Raw genomic sequence first — 18856 nt, 5'->3', positions numbered from 1 at the left:
ATAAAGAGGTATGCTGCCCCAATTGTTATTACAGTCCAGTTAGATATACAACCAAAAACACATTATTTATTATGAATGATTATTTTAGGCAATTCCCTATTGCCATACAAATGCTTTTTTTTAGCATTTTCTTCGGAATTACCAATGCTTATTCTCAGTCGGGCACTATATCGGTAGACTTTAAAAATGCGTCTCCAAAGGAAGTTTTCGAAAATTTAGAATCCAGGACTCCATATCGTTTTATCTATCAGAAAGATATCGATTTTAGTAAACCGCTTATCAGTTTTAAAAAAAATGACATTACAATCAATGATTTATTAAATGAACTTCAAAAACTTACAAGCTTAAATTTCAGGAGAAATAATAACAATATTGCAGTCAATAAAAAGACTGCATCAGGAAAAAAACTGGGAAGCATTTCAGGGAAAATAGTCGATAAAAATGGTTTAGCTCTCTCGGGTGCTTCTGTGAAAGTCGCAGAAACAGCTAATGCCACAGTTTCTGATTTTGATGGAAATTATTCTTTTGATCTCGAGGATGGAATTTATTCAATAGAAGTTAGTTATGTTTCTTTTCAGACACAAAAAATTACAGGTATACAACTAGACGGATCAAATATTGTACTCAATGTGATCCTTAAAGACGATGCCGAATCGCTGAACGAAGTAGTTGTAACACAAACATTTCAAAAAGCTACCGCGACTACAGAAGGAATGCTTTTGCAACAAAAAAAAGCCGCTCAGTTTTCAGACGGAATTTCTGCTGAACAAATTGCCAGAACACCAGATAAAGATGTTGGAAGTACTTTAAAAAGAATTACAGGTGTAACCACTATCGACGAAAGATATGTAGTAGTCCGTTCCATGGCTGAGCGTTGGAACCAGTCTGTAATGGATGGGGTTAATTTGCCTAGTACAGATGCCAACCAACAGCAGTTTAATTTCGATATTATTCCAACTACAATGGTAGAAAGTGTCGTGGTAAGTAAAAATGCCACTCCGGATATGTATGCTAATTTTGCTGGTGGAAGCATAGAAGTAAAAACAAAGGATATCCCTAAGAAAAATTTCTTATCATTCTCTTTAGGAACTGCTTACAACAGCCGAAGCACTTTTAATGAGCGTCTTACCAAACAACAGGGAGCAAACGATTATATAGGGTATGATGATGGCAGAAGGGATTATCCATCTGGACTGGTTAATATAGATGAACCTACAACAGAAGCAGCATCAGGACCTTATTTAGAACAGTCGAAGAGATTTACCGAGGATAATTTTAGCACCTTTAAAACCTATGCGGCTCCAGGAACTTCGCTCCAGTTTGCCATAGGGAGAACATACGAATTAAAAGATAATAACAGATTTGGTTTTGTTGGTTCAGTATATTTAAAAAACAGGCAGGATCAGTTACAGATTGATCATACGGAAAGAGGAAATTATAAAGTGAATACTTATTTTATGCCAGCACCGGAAAACGGTTATTCGACTTATGAAAAATACGGATTTAAAAACTCTGGTACTAGTTATAATTTCAATTCTGTTTTAAGTGGAATGTTTAATGCAGGTGTTCAGTTAGGGAAACACAAAATTGCCACCAGAAACTCCTATATGCACATGTATGACAACCAGTTGACTCAGGTAACAGGCTGGTTATTAGGTGCTACTATGAGTGAAATCTTAGATGGGACAGATTTGCCTTTTACTGAAGAGACAGACTATCCGGTTTACCAGACTTTTATACAGAATAAAATAGAAGGAAATCATCGCTTTGAAAATCTGGAAATTAATTGGTTTGGTGCTTATGCAAGTACTTCAAAAGATACTAAAGACGCTACTTTTGTAACCCAATACAGAAGATATGCCGGAGACGATATACAGCTTTATACACAAATATATAATGCCAGTGACAGCTTTAGAAGATCTAATATTACAAGCAGCGAAAAAGATTATAATGTTGGGCTTAATTTTAACTACGCTTTTGAATTTGGCGAATTGTTCAAAAATAATATCAAAGGCGGTTATTTCGGAACGTATAAAAAAGCAAGAAATCAGCAGGAAACAGCAGCATTAACAGTAATTGGTCAAGGTACTGACACAGCAAATGTAGAGATTCCATATTCGCAATTACTGAACGGATCTTATTATCGCTGGGGAGGTTTTGGCTGGACTTCAATAAAATCATACGGTAATGAATATATAGGTGATGTTAAAGTACACTCTCCTTTTTTAATGCTTGATAATAAAATTTCTCAGTATATAAGGTTAGTATGGGGAATGCGTGCCGAAAGTTATGTTTACACACAAATTGCCAGCCAGTCAAATAGTGCGAATAATTTTGATACAGCCCAGTTAGATGATACTGCCTGGCAATACCTGCCTTCGGTGAATTTAACGGTAAGTCCCACAAATAAAACAAATTTCAGATTAGGTTATAACAAATCAGTGATACGCCCTCAATTTGCTGAACGCCTGATCTTGCCTTATTATGATCCTGTACGTAATTCACTTGTTATTAATGCTACCGGCGGAATTGTTTCTACCGTAGTCGAGAGTTATGATTTTAAAACAGAATGGTTTCCGTCTCCGGGCGAAATTATTTCTTTTGGCATTTACCATAAAAATCTTGATAAGCCAATAGAAGGCGTTACAGATATTGGAGCAGAGTCATCTAGATCCATAAAAATGATGAATTCTGATAGTGCCAGACTCTTTGGAGTAGAATTTGAAATCTATAAAAACTTGTCTTTTCTGGGAGAGGGAGATCTTTTAAACAAAATTTTTATATGTGCAAACGCTTCCTTTAATAACACAAAAGTTACCGGATATAAACAAACTGACGGTACAGGAGGACTCTATGAAGCCAATCGTCCTTTATACGGACAATCTCCATACAATTACAATCTGGGAATGGATTTTATTAGTGACCGCACGGGATTTAGTATCAGGCACAACGCTATTGGTGACCAGTACATTTTAGTAGGTTTTAGCTACGAAGGCGAGGAAATCCGTATGCCTTATTCTGTTACAGATACTCAGATAAGCCATAAATTTTTTAAGGAGAAAAAATTAGAAGTAAAACTGGGTGTAAAAAATCTTTTTGACACTGCGATCGAAACCTATAATAATTTTAATAGTTATAGTGATAAAACAGGAGCGGCTACAGGTTCAAACCCAAGAGAGTTTTACTCGCTTAGTCCCGGCGCAACAAAGAAATTTGATCAGGATATCGATAAAAAAATATTCAAGGCATGGACCGGCAGAACCATTAGTCTTTCTGTAAGTTATTCTTTTTAGTAACATTAAATTATTGATTTCACCTACAATAGCTGGTTAAAATTAAGAAACAGTTAAGGATAAAAAAACAAGTGATTTTTCGGTCTTTCAAAATCTAATGTAGTTAATGAGGCAATATTCTTGCCCTTAAACAGATCTGTTTAAAATTCATCTTTGAAAAATTGAAATAAATAAACCGGAAATATTAACACGTCAGAAGTTAGCAAAAAAACCAGGTCAGAAAGCGACTAAACGGACAATTGATTTTCACGTTAAAAAATAATTTCGACTTGTATGTTTTGATTCTTAGAAAGATGCTTTCATATCTGCCCTAAAGTGAAAGATAGACAATTAGGGAATAAGCTCTGGTGGTAAACGGAAAACTTATTAGAAAAGCTTTACCAAAAAAAAGGAAAGGTCAGAGGGAAGAAAATTTGCTGCTCCTCCCAACGACCTCTAAATGTATAAATTATGCAGCAAAGGTAATCAAAATTCAATAATCATGAAAAAAGTTTTTTTGTTAGCGATTGCAATTATGTTCTTCAATTCTTGTCAAAATGATGATGCTGTGGCAGATTCATCTTTTGCAATGAAATCTGCCAGTGCAGATTATTCTTCTTATCCTGCTACAGTACAGACTGTAAGCGGAAACATTACTACAAATACTACGTGGACAAACGACAGAGTTTGGGAAATAGACGGGGTAGTTCGTGTTATAGGTGCAAAATTAACCATACAGCCAGGCACTTTCATCAAAGCAAAACCATTAGCTGCCGGAGTCGCTACAGGTGTTTTGGTAATTACTAAAACGGGGCAGATCGATGCTCAGGGAACAGCTGAGGCTCCCGTTGTATTTACAAGTTATAATTTGCTTGACGGAACCGCTACAACAGCTTCACCAGGTGACTTTGGTGGATTAGTTATTTTAGGAGATGCAAATGTAAATAATGGCCTGACTACAAATGTGATAGAAGGATTGGGGGATCAGTCTTCTCTATCTGATTTTTACTACGGAGGATCAAACAATGAGCATGACGGCGGAGCTTTAAACTATGTGCGTATCGAGTTTGCAGGTCGTATTTTGGATGCAACAACAGGTGTTGAAATCAATGGTTTAACATTAGGAGGTGTAGGTAACAAAACAGTAATAAACCACGTTCAGGTATCTTATGGAAGAGACGATTCATTCGAATTCTTTGGAGGAACAGTAAATGCAAGTCACCTGGTTTCTTTTGCACCTGATGATGATAATTTTGATTTTGATTTAGGTTATACCGGAACCATTACAAAAGCAATCGCTATTGCAGACAAAAATTCTACACACAGTAAAAGCGGTAGTAATCCGGATTCAAATGGTATAGAGTTGGATAATAACGCATCAGGAACATCTACAGTGATAATTACAAGACCTGTTATATCTGAATTATCGATCATTGGTGTAAGCTCAGCTACAGATGGTGCTCTTTATGAGAATGGTATTCACGTTCGCAGGTTAGGGGAAATTGATCTTACAGATGCTACAGTTACAGGATATGTTACGGGTATCAGATGGGAGTCTCCTTCAGTGTTTGGTAATTCAAGCTACAGTGGTTTAGAAATTCACGGATTTACAAATCCATCGTTGCCTACTGGTGCTTTATTTGGTTTTTCTACATCTACTAATAATCCTGCAGATGACTGGGGTTTAACACAGCCATTTTTTAACAATGGTACTTTAAACTTATCTGGTTCAACAGGAGCATTTACAACAGAAGCAAACTGGACAAATACCTGGACAAAGTTTACCAATTTTTAATGCATACATATAATTATTAAATAATCAACGAGGCTGTCTAAAAAGTTTTGTTTTTATAAAAAGTAGCAGGATAGGTTGAATCTTGTGTTTCCTATTCTCACTTTTTAGGCAGCTTTTGTTTTAAATATACAAAAATGAAAATACTATTACCATTATTAATGCTTATTTCTGGAATAGCTTCAGCACAATTTACAATTTGGGAAGATGATTTTAATGATTCAGATGTGTCCGACTGGATCTTAATTGATGCGGATGGCGATGGTCATAAGTGGATTCCATGCATGGATTGGCAAATAGATGCAAATAATCAAACTATTAGTGGGACTTATAATATATTAGGTTCTTATAATACTAATCAGGCAACTGGAGTTCCTTATAATTTATTGCAACAAAACTGGGCAATAACTCCCGAAATTGATTTATCTTACTATGCTACAGGGATACAATTAATCGTAAATGCACAGCCATCCATACTTAGCGGTAATCAGGATATTTATGTTTATGCTTCAACTACTAATACAGATATAACTTCTTTTACCCAGATAGGAACTTTAAAATTACTAAGAAAATCCAGCAGGACAGGAACTGCATTTGCTGATTACACACTAGATGTTTCTCAGTTTGCAGGACAGTCTAAGGTATATTTAGCTTTTTTAACCACGACTAAAAAAACGTATGTAGGTTTAGAAATAGACAAAGTTTCCATCACTGCTACATCTTTATTAGGAGTAGAGGATGTAAAAAATGTTTCGGCAACAGTATTAAAACAAAATCCTGTTGAGGATTATTTGCAATTGCAGTTAAGCACTTCATTAAAAGAGGAAGAGGTTACTTTAAAAATATACAATACAACCGAAATATTGGTTAAGGAAACAAAGTATAACGATTCAGGTATTTTAATCAGCAATTTATCAAACGGTATTTATTTTCTTATTATTCAGGAAGGAAATAAAATACAAAAGATAAAATTTATCAAGAAATAAATAATTAAGTTAAGTCATAATTAATGAAAAAAATAATTAAAGGAATTTTAGTTTTTTTAATTCCGGCCCTGTTCTTTACGGCATGTATGAATGAAGATTTGATTCCGGTCCTTCAGGAACAAAAAGCAGGAAAAATACTTATAAGGGGATATAATGCATTACAGGATTCAATTCAGATTTCCATCGATGGAAAACTATTGGTTATAGATAAGAATACTGCTTTTGTAAACAAAATCACAAAAGATCATGCTTTTGTTTTTTACAATAATGCACCTAAAAGAATAGAGGTAATCAATAAAGTATCAAAGGAAGTTTTACGGTCATATAATTTCACGGTAGCCAAGCCTGTTGATACACTTTCTTTTTATACTGGCAAAAACATATACATTTCAAAAGTTTTGTCATACAAACCCGTTGTTTTGACTGTTGCCGGACATGTCGGTTTTCGATTTATATTTCCAACTCTTAACAGATATTCGAACAGTGGTTATAAAGGTTCAGTTGATGCAATTCTTAAGAAAACAAATGGACAAATGATCGGGATAGCCGAAAATATAAACCAGGATGGTTTTAATTCTTTTTTAGAGTTTGCCTATGTGGCACCTCCAGTTATAAATGTTGAACTTGTAAAACACGGAACAACCGAATCGTATGTTCCCGGAATGCAGGTTAAGCTCCAGATGATCATCCAAAACAATAAATCGAAATTAATTGTTCTGGATGAAAAAGCAAATGAAGCAGGTGTTTTTACCGGTGTTGATGGCAATATTAATTTAGTAGATTATTTTACTTTTTAGTAATTAGTAACTTTAGGTTATCCTGTTCATATAACTTTCTCAATACAGATAAATGAAAAATTTTTCAGTTGCCTCTAAAGTATTTTTTTTTGTTATTGGAACTCTGCTTATTTCCTGCCAAAGTGATGATAGCCCCGTATCATATGAAAAAGGAAGTAATCAGTACACAAATATGTGGATTAATGAACAAATGAGGAAATACTATTATTGGAATCAAGATTTGCCCGTTTTTACAAATTTATCGATTAATCCCAAAGAGTATTTTACAAAGTTATTGAACAAGGATGATCGCTTTTCGTATGCTATAAATCCTGCCAATCCGGAAACACTCCCTAAAAGTATCAGAAACACATACGGATTTGATATTTCGTTTGTTGAATACGAAGGGAAGGCTTTTGGAGTCATTCTTTTTGTCTTAACAGATTCTCCCGCAGAGAGAACTGGTCTCAAAAGAGGCCAGTTTATAAAAAGCATCAATGGCACGTTGGTTAATCATCAGAATTTTGAAAATTTATATAACGATTTGGCTTTTTCAGCTAAAGCACAATTGGAAGTATTTGAATATTCCTCAGAAAAAGGTTTTTCAGCAATAAAAAATGTAGAAATAATAAAAGGATTTACATTTTTACAGCCCATAAAATACCATATTATTCTTTCCGGTAATCAAAGGGTGGGATACATAGAAATCCCTCATTTTGATATCGGGCTTGCAGCCACTTTTCTTCGGATTTTTAAAGAATTTCAGGATCAGTCTGTCTCCAAAGTCATTGTTGATTTAAGATATAATGGTGGAGGGGATGTATCATCTGCTACAGCTTTAAGTACAATTTTGGCACCCAACATTAAATCAGATGACTTCTTTATTCGATTCAAAGGAAATAAAAATGGTGGTGTTGTCAATCAAACGTTTAAAGAAGCTTTGGAGATGAACGAATCAAAAGTAAGTTTTGAATCTTTAAGAAGTGTTCATCCTTCAATTCAGGAATTGTATGTTTTGTGTGGTAATCATACAGCATCGGCATCTGAACTAATACTGAATAATCTAAAGCCATTTCTGAGGATAATTTCTATAGGAGAAAAAACACTAGGCAAGGACACCGGTGGATTTGCTATTGAAGATAACAGGATGTCCGATAAAAAAGGATGGGTTTTGTACCCCGTTATTTATAAATTATTTAATGCTAACAATCAGGGCAACTATGCTGAAGGTATAAGTCCGTCAATTGAATTAAGCGAATTGCAAAACCCTGAAATCTTTTCTTTGGGCGATAGTAGGGAAGTATTACTGACAAAAGCTTTGAATGGAACAATGTCTGATAAACAACTCTCTGTTCCTAGTGTTAATAGCTTAAAATTGAAAGAGCCTTGTGTTAAAGATGCCGATTTGTTAGTAAAATTTATTTTAAATAAGCACAGATAAAATTACCAGGATTCGAACCCAGATTCAGCTATTGTGGGAAATATTGATTTTTTATAGACAAAAAAGTTATGATTCATTTTTACTTCATTTATTAATTTTATGACCAACCTTCATAAAAAATTAATTCTATACATAGTTTTTTATACTCTATAGCAAAAAAAAAGTAACCTGTGACATTTGATTATGGATTCAGGAGATTGTAGTTTACTTTTAATACACCAACTATACAAAATTTAATGAAAAGTGTATTTAATATTAAAAAGTCAATCGTTCTGAATTTTAATCAAAAAATAAAATTATGTCATATTTAAACGTCCCGCGCCTTACATTTTCTGGACAATTTCAAGCCGATCCATCGACAGTAAATAATGATCCAACACATTTTAACAATGAAACATTTAGACCAGAGTACCAGAATTATAGTACAGCTGATGCGGCAAACGGCTGGTGGAATCCTGATGGTACTGGTAATTGGCGATTTATAGGCTGTAAAATAACAAGTGTTACATATCAGGATGGAACCAGTACTGATAATCCACTAGTAGATCCTATTATCGGTATGTCAATCATGGATACTGACGCACGCACTGCGGGTAAAATTGTAGATTTAGATTCGCAACAGCAAATGGTATCTGAACTTTGGGGATTTGTTGTAAGGATCGTAAATAATGAGGGGAATACACTTATGAAAGGTGACTATGAAGTAGCAGCTTTCAGTAATATTTGGTTTACAAGGTCGGTTGATAAATCATTTGATGCTGCAGCGGGGGCAACTTATCAGTCAATTATAAAGAATATCGATTGGAATTTTGAAATATCCAACTCAAGATACCTTAATGAGTTAAAAGCTGTAAGTTGTGATCAATTATCAATACAGTTTACTGTGGACAGATATAACGGAACGAATACTTCTCCTCAATTTACCTTAGGAAGAATTGCTGGATCAATAGGGCCTTCAAGTAACAACGAGCCTAAACATTTCGTATTAGGACGACAATTATTTCCAAACCCACTTCCTCAAAGTTTAAATCCTGGACAAGTACAAACCTATAATTATGCTACAGCACTAGTAGATGAACAATTGAAACAAGTAGTACTCGATTTTGGAAATGCCTTACAGTTTACTACAGGAGGAGTAGTTAACTCATTTGTAGATTTGCATCTTGTTATTAATACAAGTACAGAGACATCAACAAGTTATGTAGATATTGGAAAAATAGATTATTCAAGTCCGGATTGGTATATGGGCACATCCGGAATTTTAACCTTTCCACTTTCAGAGCAACAACTGAGCCTCGTAAATGAATATCCATTGGCTATTACGCAAATTGTAACTACACCTAATAATGTTTTTACTTTGGATACAACTCAAACTTCAAAGGCAATTTATACGGAATCTGCAGACTATGTATGTGCAGATAAATTCGTATTCCGATTGGATCCAGATGATAACTGTAAAGTTCATTTTTACGCAACCCATTTAGGTAAAGCACTTCCAAACGTAATTATTCAGGCTCAAGATGCTACGCAAAAATTGCTTTTCGCACCGCCACCGCCAGTATTGCCAGTAGTTGGTATTCCAACAATACCGTTTTTTTCAGGGACAGATCCGGCTTCAGTTACGACAGATGCAAACGGAAAAGCTACGCTTGAGTTTACAGCTCCCGATCCCGGAAATCCAAGAGTATATATTGATGGACAGATATATGGAATTTCATATAATTTAAGTACCCAAAACTTTGCTAAGGATTGCAATCAGTCCAATTTTATTAGTCTCTTGATTTACTCTGGCGCTCCGGCATCAGAAATAGTACCGGATTGGGACAATTTTATTCAGCCTATCATGCAGCAATATGCCAACTTGTATCCGTTGATGTCGAAAGGAATTTTTAATCTGGCTGATAGAACAGTGTTTGAAAATAATGCTCAAATATTGCATTTAGTTTTTAGTAAAGATCCAGAAGATTCTAATTATATGCCGGCCACCAGAGATCTTTCTAAGTATAAAAAGACGGTTATACTGGATTATCTGCAAAACATTATTGATAAGACAAAAGCATAGTATTCATAAAAATAAAAATATAATTATGATATTCTTAAAAACAATAAAAATAGAAACCCTTGCCGATCTTAAAAAGGCATTACAAACTGCCATTGAATTAGAACATGCAACAATACCTCCTTATTTAACGGCAAAATTTACACTTTTTGAAACAGGTAACGATCAGATAGCGAATTTAATTGGTTCTGTAGTGGGTGAAGAAATGCTTCACTTGTCTATTGCCTGTAATATATTAAATGCAATAGGAGGAAGTCCGGTTATTAATAAACCTGGTTTTATACCAATCTACCCCGGACCATTACCGGGTTCTGTAGAAGATGGGTTAATAGTTCCATTAGAAAAATTTTCCTTGAAACTGATACACGATGTTTTTATGGTAATTGAAGAACCTGAAAAAACTGTTCCTATACATAATAATAGTTTTGCAATAGATAAAAAGCTTACTATTGGGGAGTTTTATACCAACATAAAGAAAATAATAAGAGAACTTGAAGCTGCTGCAAAAGCAGAAGGAAAGACAATATTTGTTGGAAATCCGAATTATCAAATGACTTTTGAAAAATTTTATGATACTTCTGTATTATTTCCAATTGTCGATGAAGAAACAGCTATACGAGGTATAGACATCATTATTGATCAGGGAGAAGGAACAACAACAGATCCATTTGTAACTTCTGCAGATGACGGGAATGTTCCTGAATTAGCACACTATTATCGTTTTGAAGAAATTTATGAAGGTAAAACAATACAGCCAGACCCTGCAGGAGGATATATGTTTGGAGAACCTGCGATTCCATTTGACCCGAAATTAGTACCAAATATGTGGCCAAATCCAAAAATGGATGATTATCCTAAAGATTCTCAGGCATATATTAATAGTAAGTTTTTTAATTATAACTATACGTCATTACTTAATAGTTTGCATGAAACATTTAATGGGGAACCAGAGAAAATTAATACCGCAATGGGAATAATGTATTCTTTAAGATTATATGCTCTTAAATTATTGGCTATACCTGACCCTAATAATCCGGGTTATGTAGCAGGTCCTAGTTTTGAATATGTTGTTGGAGAATAATTTATGGAATAAAAGAGAAAATATCCAAAAATGAAATTCAGGTCAAAAGCAGTAGTGATAAAATTATCAGTGAGTGATATTCTTAAATCTAAAAAATTCTATGAGGAAATCCTCAATTTTAAAACAGATAACAGATACACACTCAATTCTGATGGCAATTACGGTACAGCATCTTTTATACAGTTATATCTTGGGGATAAATATGAAAAAAGTTTTATGCTGGGATTGTACAAAGATATTGAGACTCCTTTTAATCCGTTGCCCGAAACAGGAACTGTACCCAGTTTTATTGTAGAAAACATTCAGTCAACACTTGATTATTTAAGAATTCATGAGGTGGTAATTGATGAAATAGACGGAGTCATAATAAACACGAATACCTCAGACGAAGGTTATATGGATCGTTTTTTCTTTTTCAGAGATCCGGATAATAATTCACTCGTTGTACGGGAGAATATTCTGAAGTAATTAGGCAGAGAAATGTTTGTAAAATAAAAAGCTACATGACAGCAATAGCACTAAAAACCGGCTCAGAAGAAATCATACAAACCATCATTCAATGCAGACTTTCAAAAGCTGAAGCAGATTGGTTTGAAAACAATATCAGGTTTGAAAATAACGCACAGTTTTTTCAGACGTTTGGTTTAATCGCCAGAAAAATTTCGCCTGTAGTTCCAGAATGGACTATACAGGAAACAGTTTTACTTGAAGAATTATATCCCGGTTTCACAAAAGGAAATTGGGATTTACAACAGCTTTGTCGTGGTTTGCTAATGACACAGCTTCCGGTGCATCAAAATGTTGAAATAATAAAGAACCTCGCAGAGATGGCTGATATAAAAGAATTGGTTGTTTTGTATAAGAGCCTTTTTTTCTTAAAAAATGCAGCCGATTTCATTTTGACAGTTCAGGAGGGAATCAGAACTAATATGGTCGCTGTGTTTGATGCTATAGCTTTAGCAAATCCTTTTGCAGCAAAATACCTGCCGGTTGATGCCTGGAATCAATTGGTTTTAAAAGCTCTTTTTATGGGACGTCCGCTGTATCAAATCATTGATTTAGATTTACGTAAAAACGAAAAATTAGCTTTAATCATACACGATTATATTCATGAACGATGGTCGGCAGGCCGATTGGTATCGCCGGAAATATGGAGACTGGTATCCGGTTTTGTAAATTGGGAAGTAGCAGCCGATCTGATAAAAGCAATACAAACAGGGGAGTTATTGACCCAACAAGCTGCTGTGAAAGCATTAAAAGAAAGTTCGTTTTTCAACGAAAATGAAATTCCTGAAAAGGTATTGTCTCAAAGTACAGTAACATGGGAAGCAATAGGAACCCAATATTATTCACAATTAAAAATTTAGTATATGTATTACATTGATCCACATATTCACATGGTATCCAGAACGACTGATGATTACCAGGCAATGCGCGCTGCAGGTATTGTGGCAGTTATAGAACCTGCTTTTTGGCTAGGTCAAGCCCGAACAGAAGCTTCTTCTTTCAAAGATTATTTCAGCACTTTGGTGGGTTGGGAAAGATTCAGGGCGTCACAATTCGGAATCAAACATTACTGTACGATTGGTTTAAATTCAAAAGAGGCAAACAACGAAGCACTGGCTGAAAAAGTAATGGACTTATTGCCTTTGTTCGCTGCAAAAGAAGGAGTTGTGGCTATTGGAGAAATTGGTTATGATGATCAGACCGCGGCCGAGGATAAATATTTTAGATTGCAGATTGAACTTGCACTAAAATTTAATTTGCCGGTAATGGTTCATACACCACACAGAGATAAAAAAAACGGGACCATTAGAAGTATGGATGTGTTGGAAGAACACGGAATTGCTCCTCATATGGTAGTTATTGACCACAATAATGAAGAAACTGCCAAACATGTTTTGGATAGGGGGTACTGGACGGCTTTTACGATTTATCCTAATACCAAAATGGGGAATGAACGTATGGTTGAAGTTGTAAAACAATATGGATCTGAGCGTATTATTGTAGATAGTTCTGCCGATTGGGGTGTAAGCGACCCTTTATCTGTTCCTAAAACAGCAGCTTTAATGCTGGAAAGAGGAATTGCCAAAGAAGATGTTCATTTAACGTGTTATAAAAATGCATTAACAGCCTATTCTCAAAGTGGGCAAATGCATGAAGAAGACTGGAAAAATGAAATGGTAATTACGCAGGATTCACTCTTTGAAGGGAGTAGTGTTCTTAGAGGGCAGGAAGCCAAAGAAATTGTGTATCCTAATATTATTATAGAAAACTAAATGTCAGGCAAGCCATTTTATTTACTAACCTTACTGCGTCCCGCAAATATCATTACAGCAATCACTGATATTCTTGCGGGTATTGCAATTTCGGGAGTTTTAGTTTTTAATACCAACAGCAGTCATTTTATAGTTGATTTGTTATTACTGCTATTTTCTACCATTGGTTTATATGGAGGAGGGATTGTATTTAATGATATTTTTGATTTGGAATCGGACTCCATAAACCGTCCAGAAAGAATACTTCCTCGTGGTTTAGTTAGCAAAAATGAGGCAATTTTACTAGGATGCCTAATGTTGTTAATGGGCGTTGGACTTGCTTTTATAGTATCGGTTCTTAGTGGTGTTTTAGCATTTATTATTAGCCTTTTAGCACTTAGTTATGATAAGATAAGTAAACATTATCCTATTGTAGGTCCATTAAATATGGGACTTTGTCGGGGAGGTAATTTGCTTTTAGGAATGAGTATTAGTAACGATGCCGTTTTTAATTATTGGTACATTGGGATTATACCCATTTTATTTATTGCAGCTATTACACTTACGGCCAAAAAAGAAGCATCCGGTAATAACAAAGCAGCCATACTCGTTGCCTTACTGCTGGATGCCATTGTGGTAATTCTATTTGTTTATATAGGGCACTTACTTGGGTTTAGGTTTTGGATTTTATTGCCTTTTCTTCTTTTTTGGTACGGAATTAATTTTTTTGCAAAATATAAGGCCTTCATTTACAACCAACCAGCGACTATACAAAAAGCTGTGAAAACAGGAGTATTGTCATTAATTCCGCTTAATGCGAGTTATGTAGCAGGTTCAGCAGGATTGTTTTATGCGTTATTTGTTCTGTCTTTATTACCATTATCCATTTTGTTATCCAAAAAATTTGCAGTCACTTGATTATATCTTACAAAAAATGAAACACCAATATATACTTCAGCAAAATTTTCAAGTCACCTTTAATTATGACATTATTTTTAGTCGTTCCTTATTTGATGTTAACAATTCGTCGCTTATTGAGGTGATTAAAAAAGAGTCTGGTTTCCAACAGCCCAAAGTAACAATTGTAATTGATAAAGGAGTTGTCGATTGTACAAACCAATTTATTACAAAGGTTATCAATTATTTTAATTATCATCAATTTAGAATTACCGAATCCAATATACTTGTAGTTCAGGGAGGTGAAGCCGTTAAGAATAGTCCGGATCATATAGAAGCGGTACTGCAATTAGTAAACAATAACAAAATAGACAGACATTCTTTTCTTATAGCAATAGGAGGGGGAGCAGTACTCGATGCTGTGGGATATGCTGCAGCGATTGCACATCGTGGTGTACGCCTGATCCGAATACCGACAACAGTTTTATCTCAAAATGATTCGGGTGTTGGGGTAAAGAACAGCATGAATTATTTTGGCAAAAAGAACTTTCTGGGCACATTTGCGCCACCATACACAGTAATTAATGATTCTGATTTTTTGAAGACTTTAAGTGAACGCAATTGGCGATCCGGAATATCCGAAGCCATAAAGGTAGCTCTTATTAAAGATTCCTCTTTTTTTGACTGGATAGAACAAAACACACAAGCACTCAACAATAGAGATATTCCGGTTATGGAAACACTTATTATTCGTTGTGCAGCTTTACATACCGACCACATTTCTAAAAAAGGAGATCCTTTTGAGAAAGGTTCTTCGCGTCCTTTAGATTTTGGACATTGGGCAGCACATAAAATGGAGCAGCTTACTGATTATGAAATGACACACGGAGAAGCTGTGGCAATAGGTATCGCACTTGATGTTACTTATTCTTTTTTAGCACATAAAATTGACAAACCCAGCCTGAATCGAATCTTAAAATGTTTCTTAACCTTAGGTTTTGCTATAACTCAGCCTATTCTTGATACGCATCTTGATGAGGTTATAAAAGGATTAGACGAGTTTAGAGAACATCTTGGAGGTCAGCTTACCATTATGTTATTAAGTAATATTGGAACAGGAGAAGAAGTACACTCGCTCGATAATACATTAATTGCAGAATCTGTTCAATATCTGTATTCATTTTGTCAATTAAATACCGAAGTATGTTAATAAGTCCAAGTGGTCATTTAAGTTATTGTACCAACATTCACGCAGGCGAGTCATGGGAAGCTGTTTTAAAAAGCATTGAAACGTATTGTATTCCTCTCAAGAAAGAAGTGTCACCGGATAAACCTTTTGGAATTGGTTTACGTCTTTCATACCAAGCCACGACCGAATTAATGCTAGATGATAATCTTTCGATTTTTAAAGATTGGTTACTAGACAATGAAATGTACGTATTTACGATGAATGGGTTTCCGTATGGAAATTTTCATAACGAGCCAGTCAAAGACAAAGTTCATTTTCCGGATTGGACAAGCGACGACAGATTGCAGTATACTCAGTTACTTTTTACTATTTTGGCTGAACTTTTGCCATCTGGTATAGAAGGAGGTATTTCGACTTCACCACTCTCTTATAAGTATTGGCATACTACTGAAGTTGATTTAATTAAGGCCAAACAAGTTGCTACAAAACAATTAGTTGAAGTAGTTACTCAGTTAGTAGAATTTTATGAGACTAAAGGTATAATGATGCATTTGGATATTGAACCGGAGCCCGATGGTATAATTGAAAACAGCGATGAATATATTGCTTTTTTTGAAGATTATTTACTCAGGGAAGGTGCTGTATCATTAGCTTCAACTCTTGATTGTGGCTTATTGCAGGCACAGGAATATATGCGAAACCATATACAGCTTTGTTATGATGTTTGTCATTTTGCCATTGGATTTGAAGAAAGTGAAGAAGTAATTCAAAAGATGGAAAAACACGATTTAAAGATTGGAAAATTACAGATTAGTGCAGCTCTTAAATGTACAGCTTCAGCGAATGTAACAATTGATGAACTACAAGAATGTCTGCGTACTTTTGACGAACCGACCTATTTGCATCAGGCAGTAATTAAGACGATAAATGGAGAGTTTCTCAAATTTAATGACTTAAAAAATGGAATAGAAGCCATGAAACGTACCGACTTTAAGGAGCTTCGCACGCATTTTCATGTCCCGATATTTGTTGAGGATTACCAACGATTACAATCTACCCAAAATGATATTATAACAATTTTGCAAAGCTGGCGCAAAAAAGAATTTACCAAACATTTAGAAGTTGAGACCTATACATGGGAAGTATTACCTGTTCATTTACAAACGGATTTGGCTAAATCTATCGAGAGAGAATTAAAATGGGTTATCAACAGGGTAACCCATAATCTGAAAGAGCAAATTATAAATGTAAATATGCTTTAAAAAATAGTAAAACCAAAACAATGCAACAAACAGTCGTTATTAATGTAGTAGGACTTACAACTACTTTGCTTCAAAATCCAGATCTCTTTTTGAACCAATGGCTAAAGAAGAATGGACATTTAAGTATCATTGAACCAGTACTTCCTGCCCTTACCTGTTCAGCTCAAACCACTTATTTAACAGGGAAATGGCCTTCAGAACACGGAATTGTTGGTAATGGATGGTATGATAGGAGTGATGCAGAGGTAAAAATGTGGAAACAATCGAATAAACTGGTACAATCACCGAAAATTTGGGATTTAGCAAGGAAAATTGATCCCTCATTTACCTGTGCCAATCTGTTTTGGTGGTACAATATGTATTCTGATGCCGATTTTACAGTGACACCACGCCCGCAATATTGGGCTGATGGACAGAAAAAACCAGATTCGTATTCAAAACCGGCCCATTTGCGGGATCGCTTACAAGACCAATTAGGAGTATTTCCGCTCTTTGATTTTTGGGGACCAAAAACAACCATCCGTTCCAGTGAATGGATTGCCAAAGCATCAAAACTGGTTTATGAATGGTACAATCCCACACTTACCTTAATTTATCTGCCTCATTTAGATTATTGCTGTCAAAAATTTGAGCCCGGATCATCTGAAATCAGCAATGATCTAAAAGATATTGATAAATTATGTAAAGATTTAATTGAATTTTTTGAAGGCAATGGCGTAGAAGTTATTGTTTTATCTGAGTATGGTATTACCAAGGTGACTAATCCAATACATATAAACAGATTCTTACGTACGCAAGGATATTTGCAAATAAGAGAAGAACGAGGATTAGAGCTTCTTGATGCAGGTGAAAGCAGGGCTTTTGCATTGGCAGATCATCAAATAGCTCACATATATATAAAAGATAAAAATGATATTCCTGAGCTCAAAAAAATACTGAAAAAAATACAAGGAGTAGCAAAAGTATTAGATGATGCAGGAAAAGCAGAGTATCACCTCAATCACGAACGTTCAGGGGATCTCATACTTGTGGCAGAACAAGATAGTTGGTTTACCTATTATTATTGGATGGATGATAAAAAGGCACCCGATTTTGCGCGTACAGTTGAAATTCATAAAAAAACAGGTTACGATCCTGTAGAGTTGTTTTTGGATCCAAAAAAGAAATTTATTTTGCCACGCATTATTTTAAAATTAATTAAAAAGAAACTAGGTTTTCGTACCCTTATGAATGTTATTCCATTAGATGCCAGTTTGGTAAAAGGATCTCATGGTTGTATTCCGGACAAAAAAGAAGACAAACCGATACTAATCGGTAAAAAGACTTTAACAGATAAAGTTGAAAGCAATTATATTTGTCAGTATATACTAGATGTTGTATTCAGATCTAGGTAGACAGGATTGGAAATAATTGTTTGGATTATATGGTAAATTAGAAGAGAGCTCCAAAATTTTTTATATTTTAATTTGCCTTCACTATTTTAAATCATTTATACTTTATAGTTCAGTTCGAATTTTTATAAAAAAAGAATATTAGTTATAAAATTTGTAGAAATATGGTTTAAAAAAAAGGCTAGAATATTTCAAAAACAAGAAAAATCTTATATTGTCAAAAAAAAAGATATAATGCAAACTTAATATTATCAGAGCATTAAGAGAGATTTAAAAAAAAAGATGAAAAAACTATGGTCAAAGTCTTGTAAGTCTCGATAAAGTGTCTACTTTTGCACCCGCTTTGAGAGACAAACGACAAGCGAAAAAAGGAATAATAAATATTACGTTCGTAGACATATTGAATTGACAGCCGTTTTAACAGAGATGTTAGAACAAAAGAATAAAGAGTA

The 18856-nt window shown here is 34.7% G+C and carries 14 protein-coding genes; all 14 read left to right on the top strand.

All coding sequences use genetic code 11. From position 1 onward, the window contains the following. The first annotated feature begins 71 nt into the window (after nt 1-71). The 14 genes from DMB65_RS07420 (at nt 72) to DMB65_RS07355 (ending at nt 18407) form a co-directional block, all read left to right on the top strand. Nucleotides 72-3293 (top strand): TonB-dependent receptor, encoded by a 3222-nt coding sequence (locus tag DMB65_RS07420; protein WP_230470622.1) that lies wholly within the window; start codon nt 72-74, stop codon nt 3291-3293. A gap of 481 nt (nt 3294-3774) precedes the next feature. Further along, nucleotides 3775-5067 (top strand): hypothetical protein, encoded by a 1293-nt coding sequence (locus DMB65_RS07415; protein WP_110306232.1) that lies wholly within the window; start codon nt 3775-3777, stop codon nt 5065-5067. 134 nt (nt 5068-5201) lie between these two features. Then, the gene (locus tag DMB65_RS07410) at nt 5202-6050 is read left to right on the top strand and encodes a T9SS-dependent choice-of-anchor J family protein (RefSeq protein ID WP_110306014.1); all 849 of its coding nucleotides are present in this window, start codon (nt 5202-5204) and stop codon (nt 6048-6050) included. A 23-nt stretch (nt 6051-6073) separates the two neighbouring features. Beyond that, a complete protein-coding gene (locus DMB65_RS07405; RefSeq protein WP_110306013.1) occupies nt 6074-6847 on the top strand; it encodes a hypothetical protein in 774 nt (257 codons plus the stop codon). Nucleotides 6848-6899: 52 nt separating this feature from the next. Then, nucleotides 6900-8267 (top strand): S41 family peptidase, encoded by a 1368-nt coding sequence (locus DMB65_RS07400; RefSeq protein ID WP_110306012.1) that lies wholly within the window; start codon nt 6900-6902, stop codon nt 8265-8267. Between the two features lie 298 nt (nt 8268-8565). Beyond that, nucleotides 8566-10329, top strand: coding sequence for a hypothetical protein (locus DMB65_RS07395; RefSeq protein WP_110306011.1), 1764 nt, complete (start codon nt 8566-8568; stop codon nt 10327-10329). Between the two features lie 25 nt (nt 10330-10354). Continuing rightward, on the top strand, nt 10355-11407 hold the full coding sequence (locus DMB65_RS07390) for a ferritin-like domain-containing protein (protein WP_110306010.1): 1053 nt from the start codon (nt 10355-10357) through the stop codon (nt 11405-11407). A 30-nt stretch (nt 11408-11437) separates the two neighbouring features. Then, nucleotides 11438-11875 (top strand): VOC family protein, encoded by a 438-nt coding sequence (locus tag DMB65_RS07385; protein ID WP_110306009.1) that lies wholly within the window; start codon nt 11438-11440, stop codon nt 11873-11875. Nucleotides 11876-11910: 35 nt separating this feature from the next. Then, complete coding sequence (locus DMB65_RS07380) at nt 11911-12774, top strand: EboA domain-containing protein (RefSeq protein WP_110306008.1); 864 nt, start codon at nt 11911-11913, stop codon at nt 12772-12774. Nucleotides 12775-12777: 3 nt separating this feature from the next. Continuing rightward, nucleotides 12778-13686, top strand: a complete 909-nt coding sequence (locus DMB65_RS07375) for a TatD family hydrolase (protein WP_110306007.1) — start codon at nt 12778-12780, stop codon at nt 13684-13686. Next, complete coding sequence (gene eboC / locus DMB65_RS07370) at nt 13687-14583, top strand: UbiA-like protein EboC (protein ID WP_110306006.1); 897 nt, start codon at nt 13687-13689, stop codon at nt 14581-14583. A gap of 16 nt (nt 14584-14599) precedes the next feature. Beyond that, nucleotides 14600-15772 carry a 3-dehydroquinate synthase gene (locus tag DMB65_RS07365; protein WP_110306005.1) on the top strand — a complete coding sequence of 391 codons (1173 nt, stop codon included), beginning with the start codon at nt 14600-14602 and terminating at the stop codon, nt 15770-15772. Further along, complete coding sequence (gene eboE / locus DMB65_RS07360) at nt 15766-17013, top strand: metabolite traffic protein EboE (RefSeq protein ID WP_110306004.1); 1248 nt, start codon at nt 15766-15768, stop codon at nt 17011-17013. Before DMB65_RS07365 ends, eboE begins: the two co-directional genes overlap by 7 nt. A 20-nt stretch (nt 17014-17033) precedes the next feature. Beyond that, a complete protein-coding gene (locus tag DMB65_RS07355) occupies nt 17034-18407 on the top strand; it encodes an alkaline phosphatase family protein (RefSeq protein WP_110306003.1) in 1374 nt (457 codons plus the stop codon). Nucleotides 18408-18856: the final 449 nt, after the last annotated feature.

Source organism: Flavobacterium cheongpyeongense (assembly GCF_003202435.1).
In the GTDB taxonomy this organism is placed as follows: domain Bacteria; phylum Bacteroidota; class Bacteroidia; order Flavobacteriales; family Flavobacteriaceae; genus Flavobacterium; species Flavobacterium cheongpyeongense.
The sequence above is the reverse complement of the archived record's forward strand: the minus strand, read 5'-3'. Positions and strand labels throughout refer to the sequence as shown.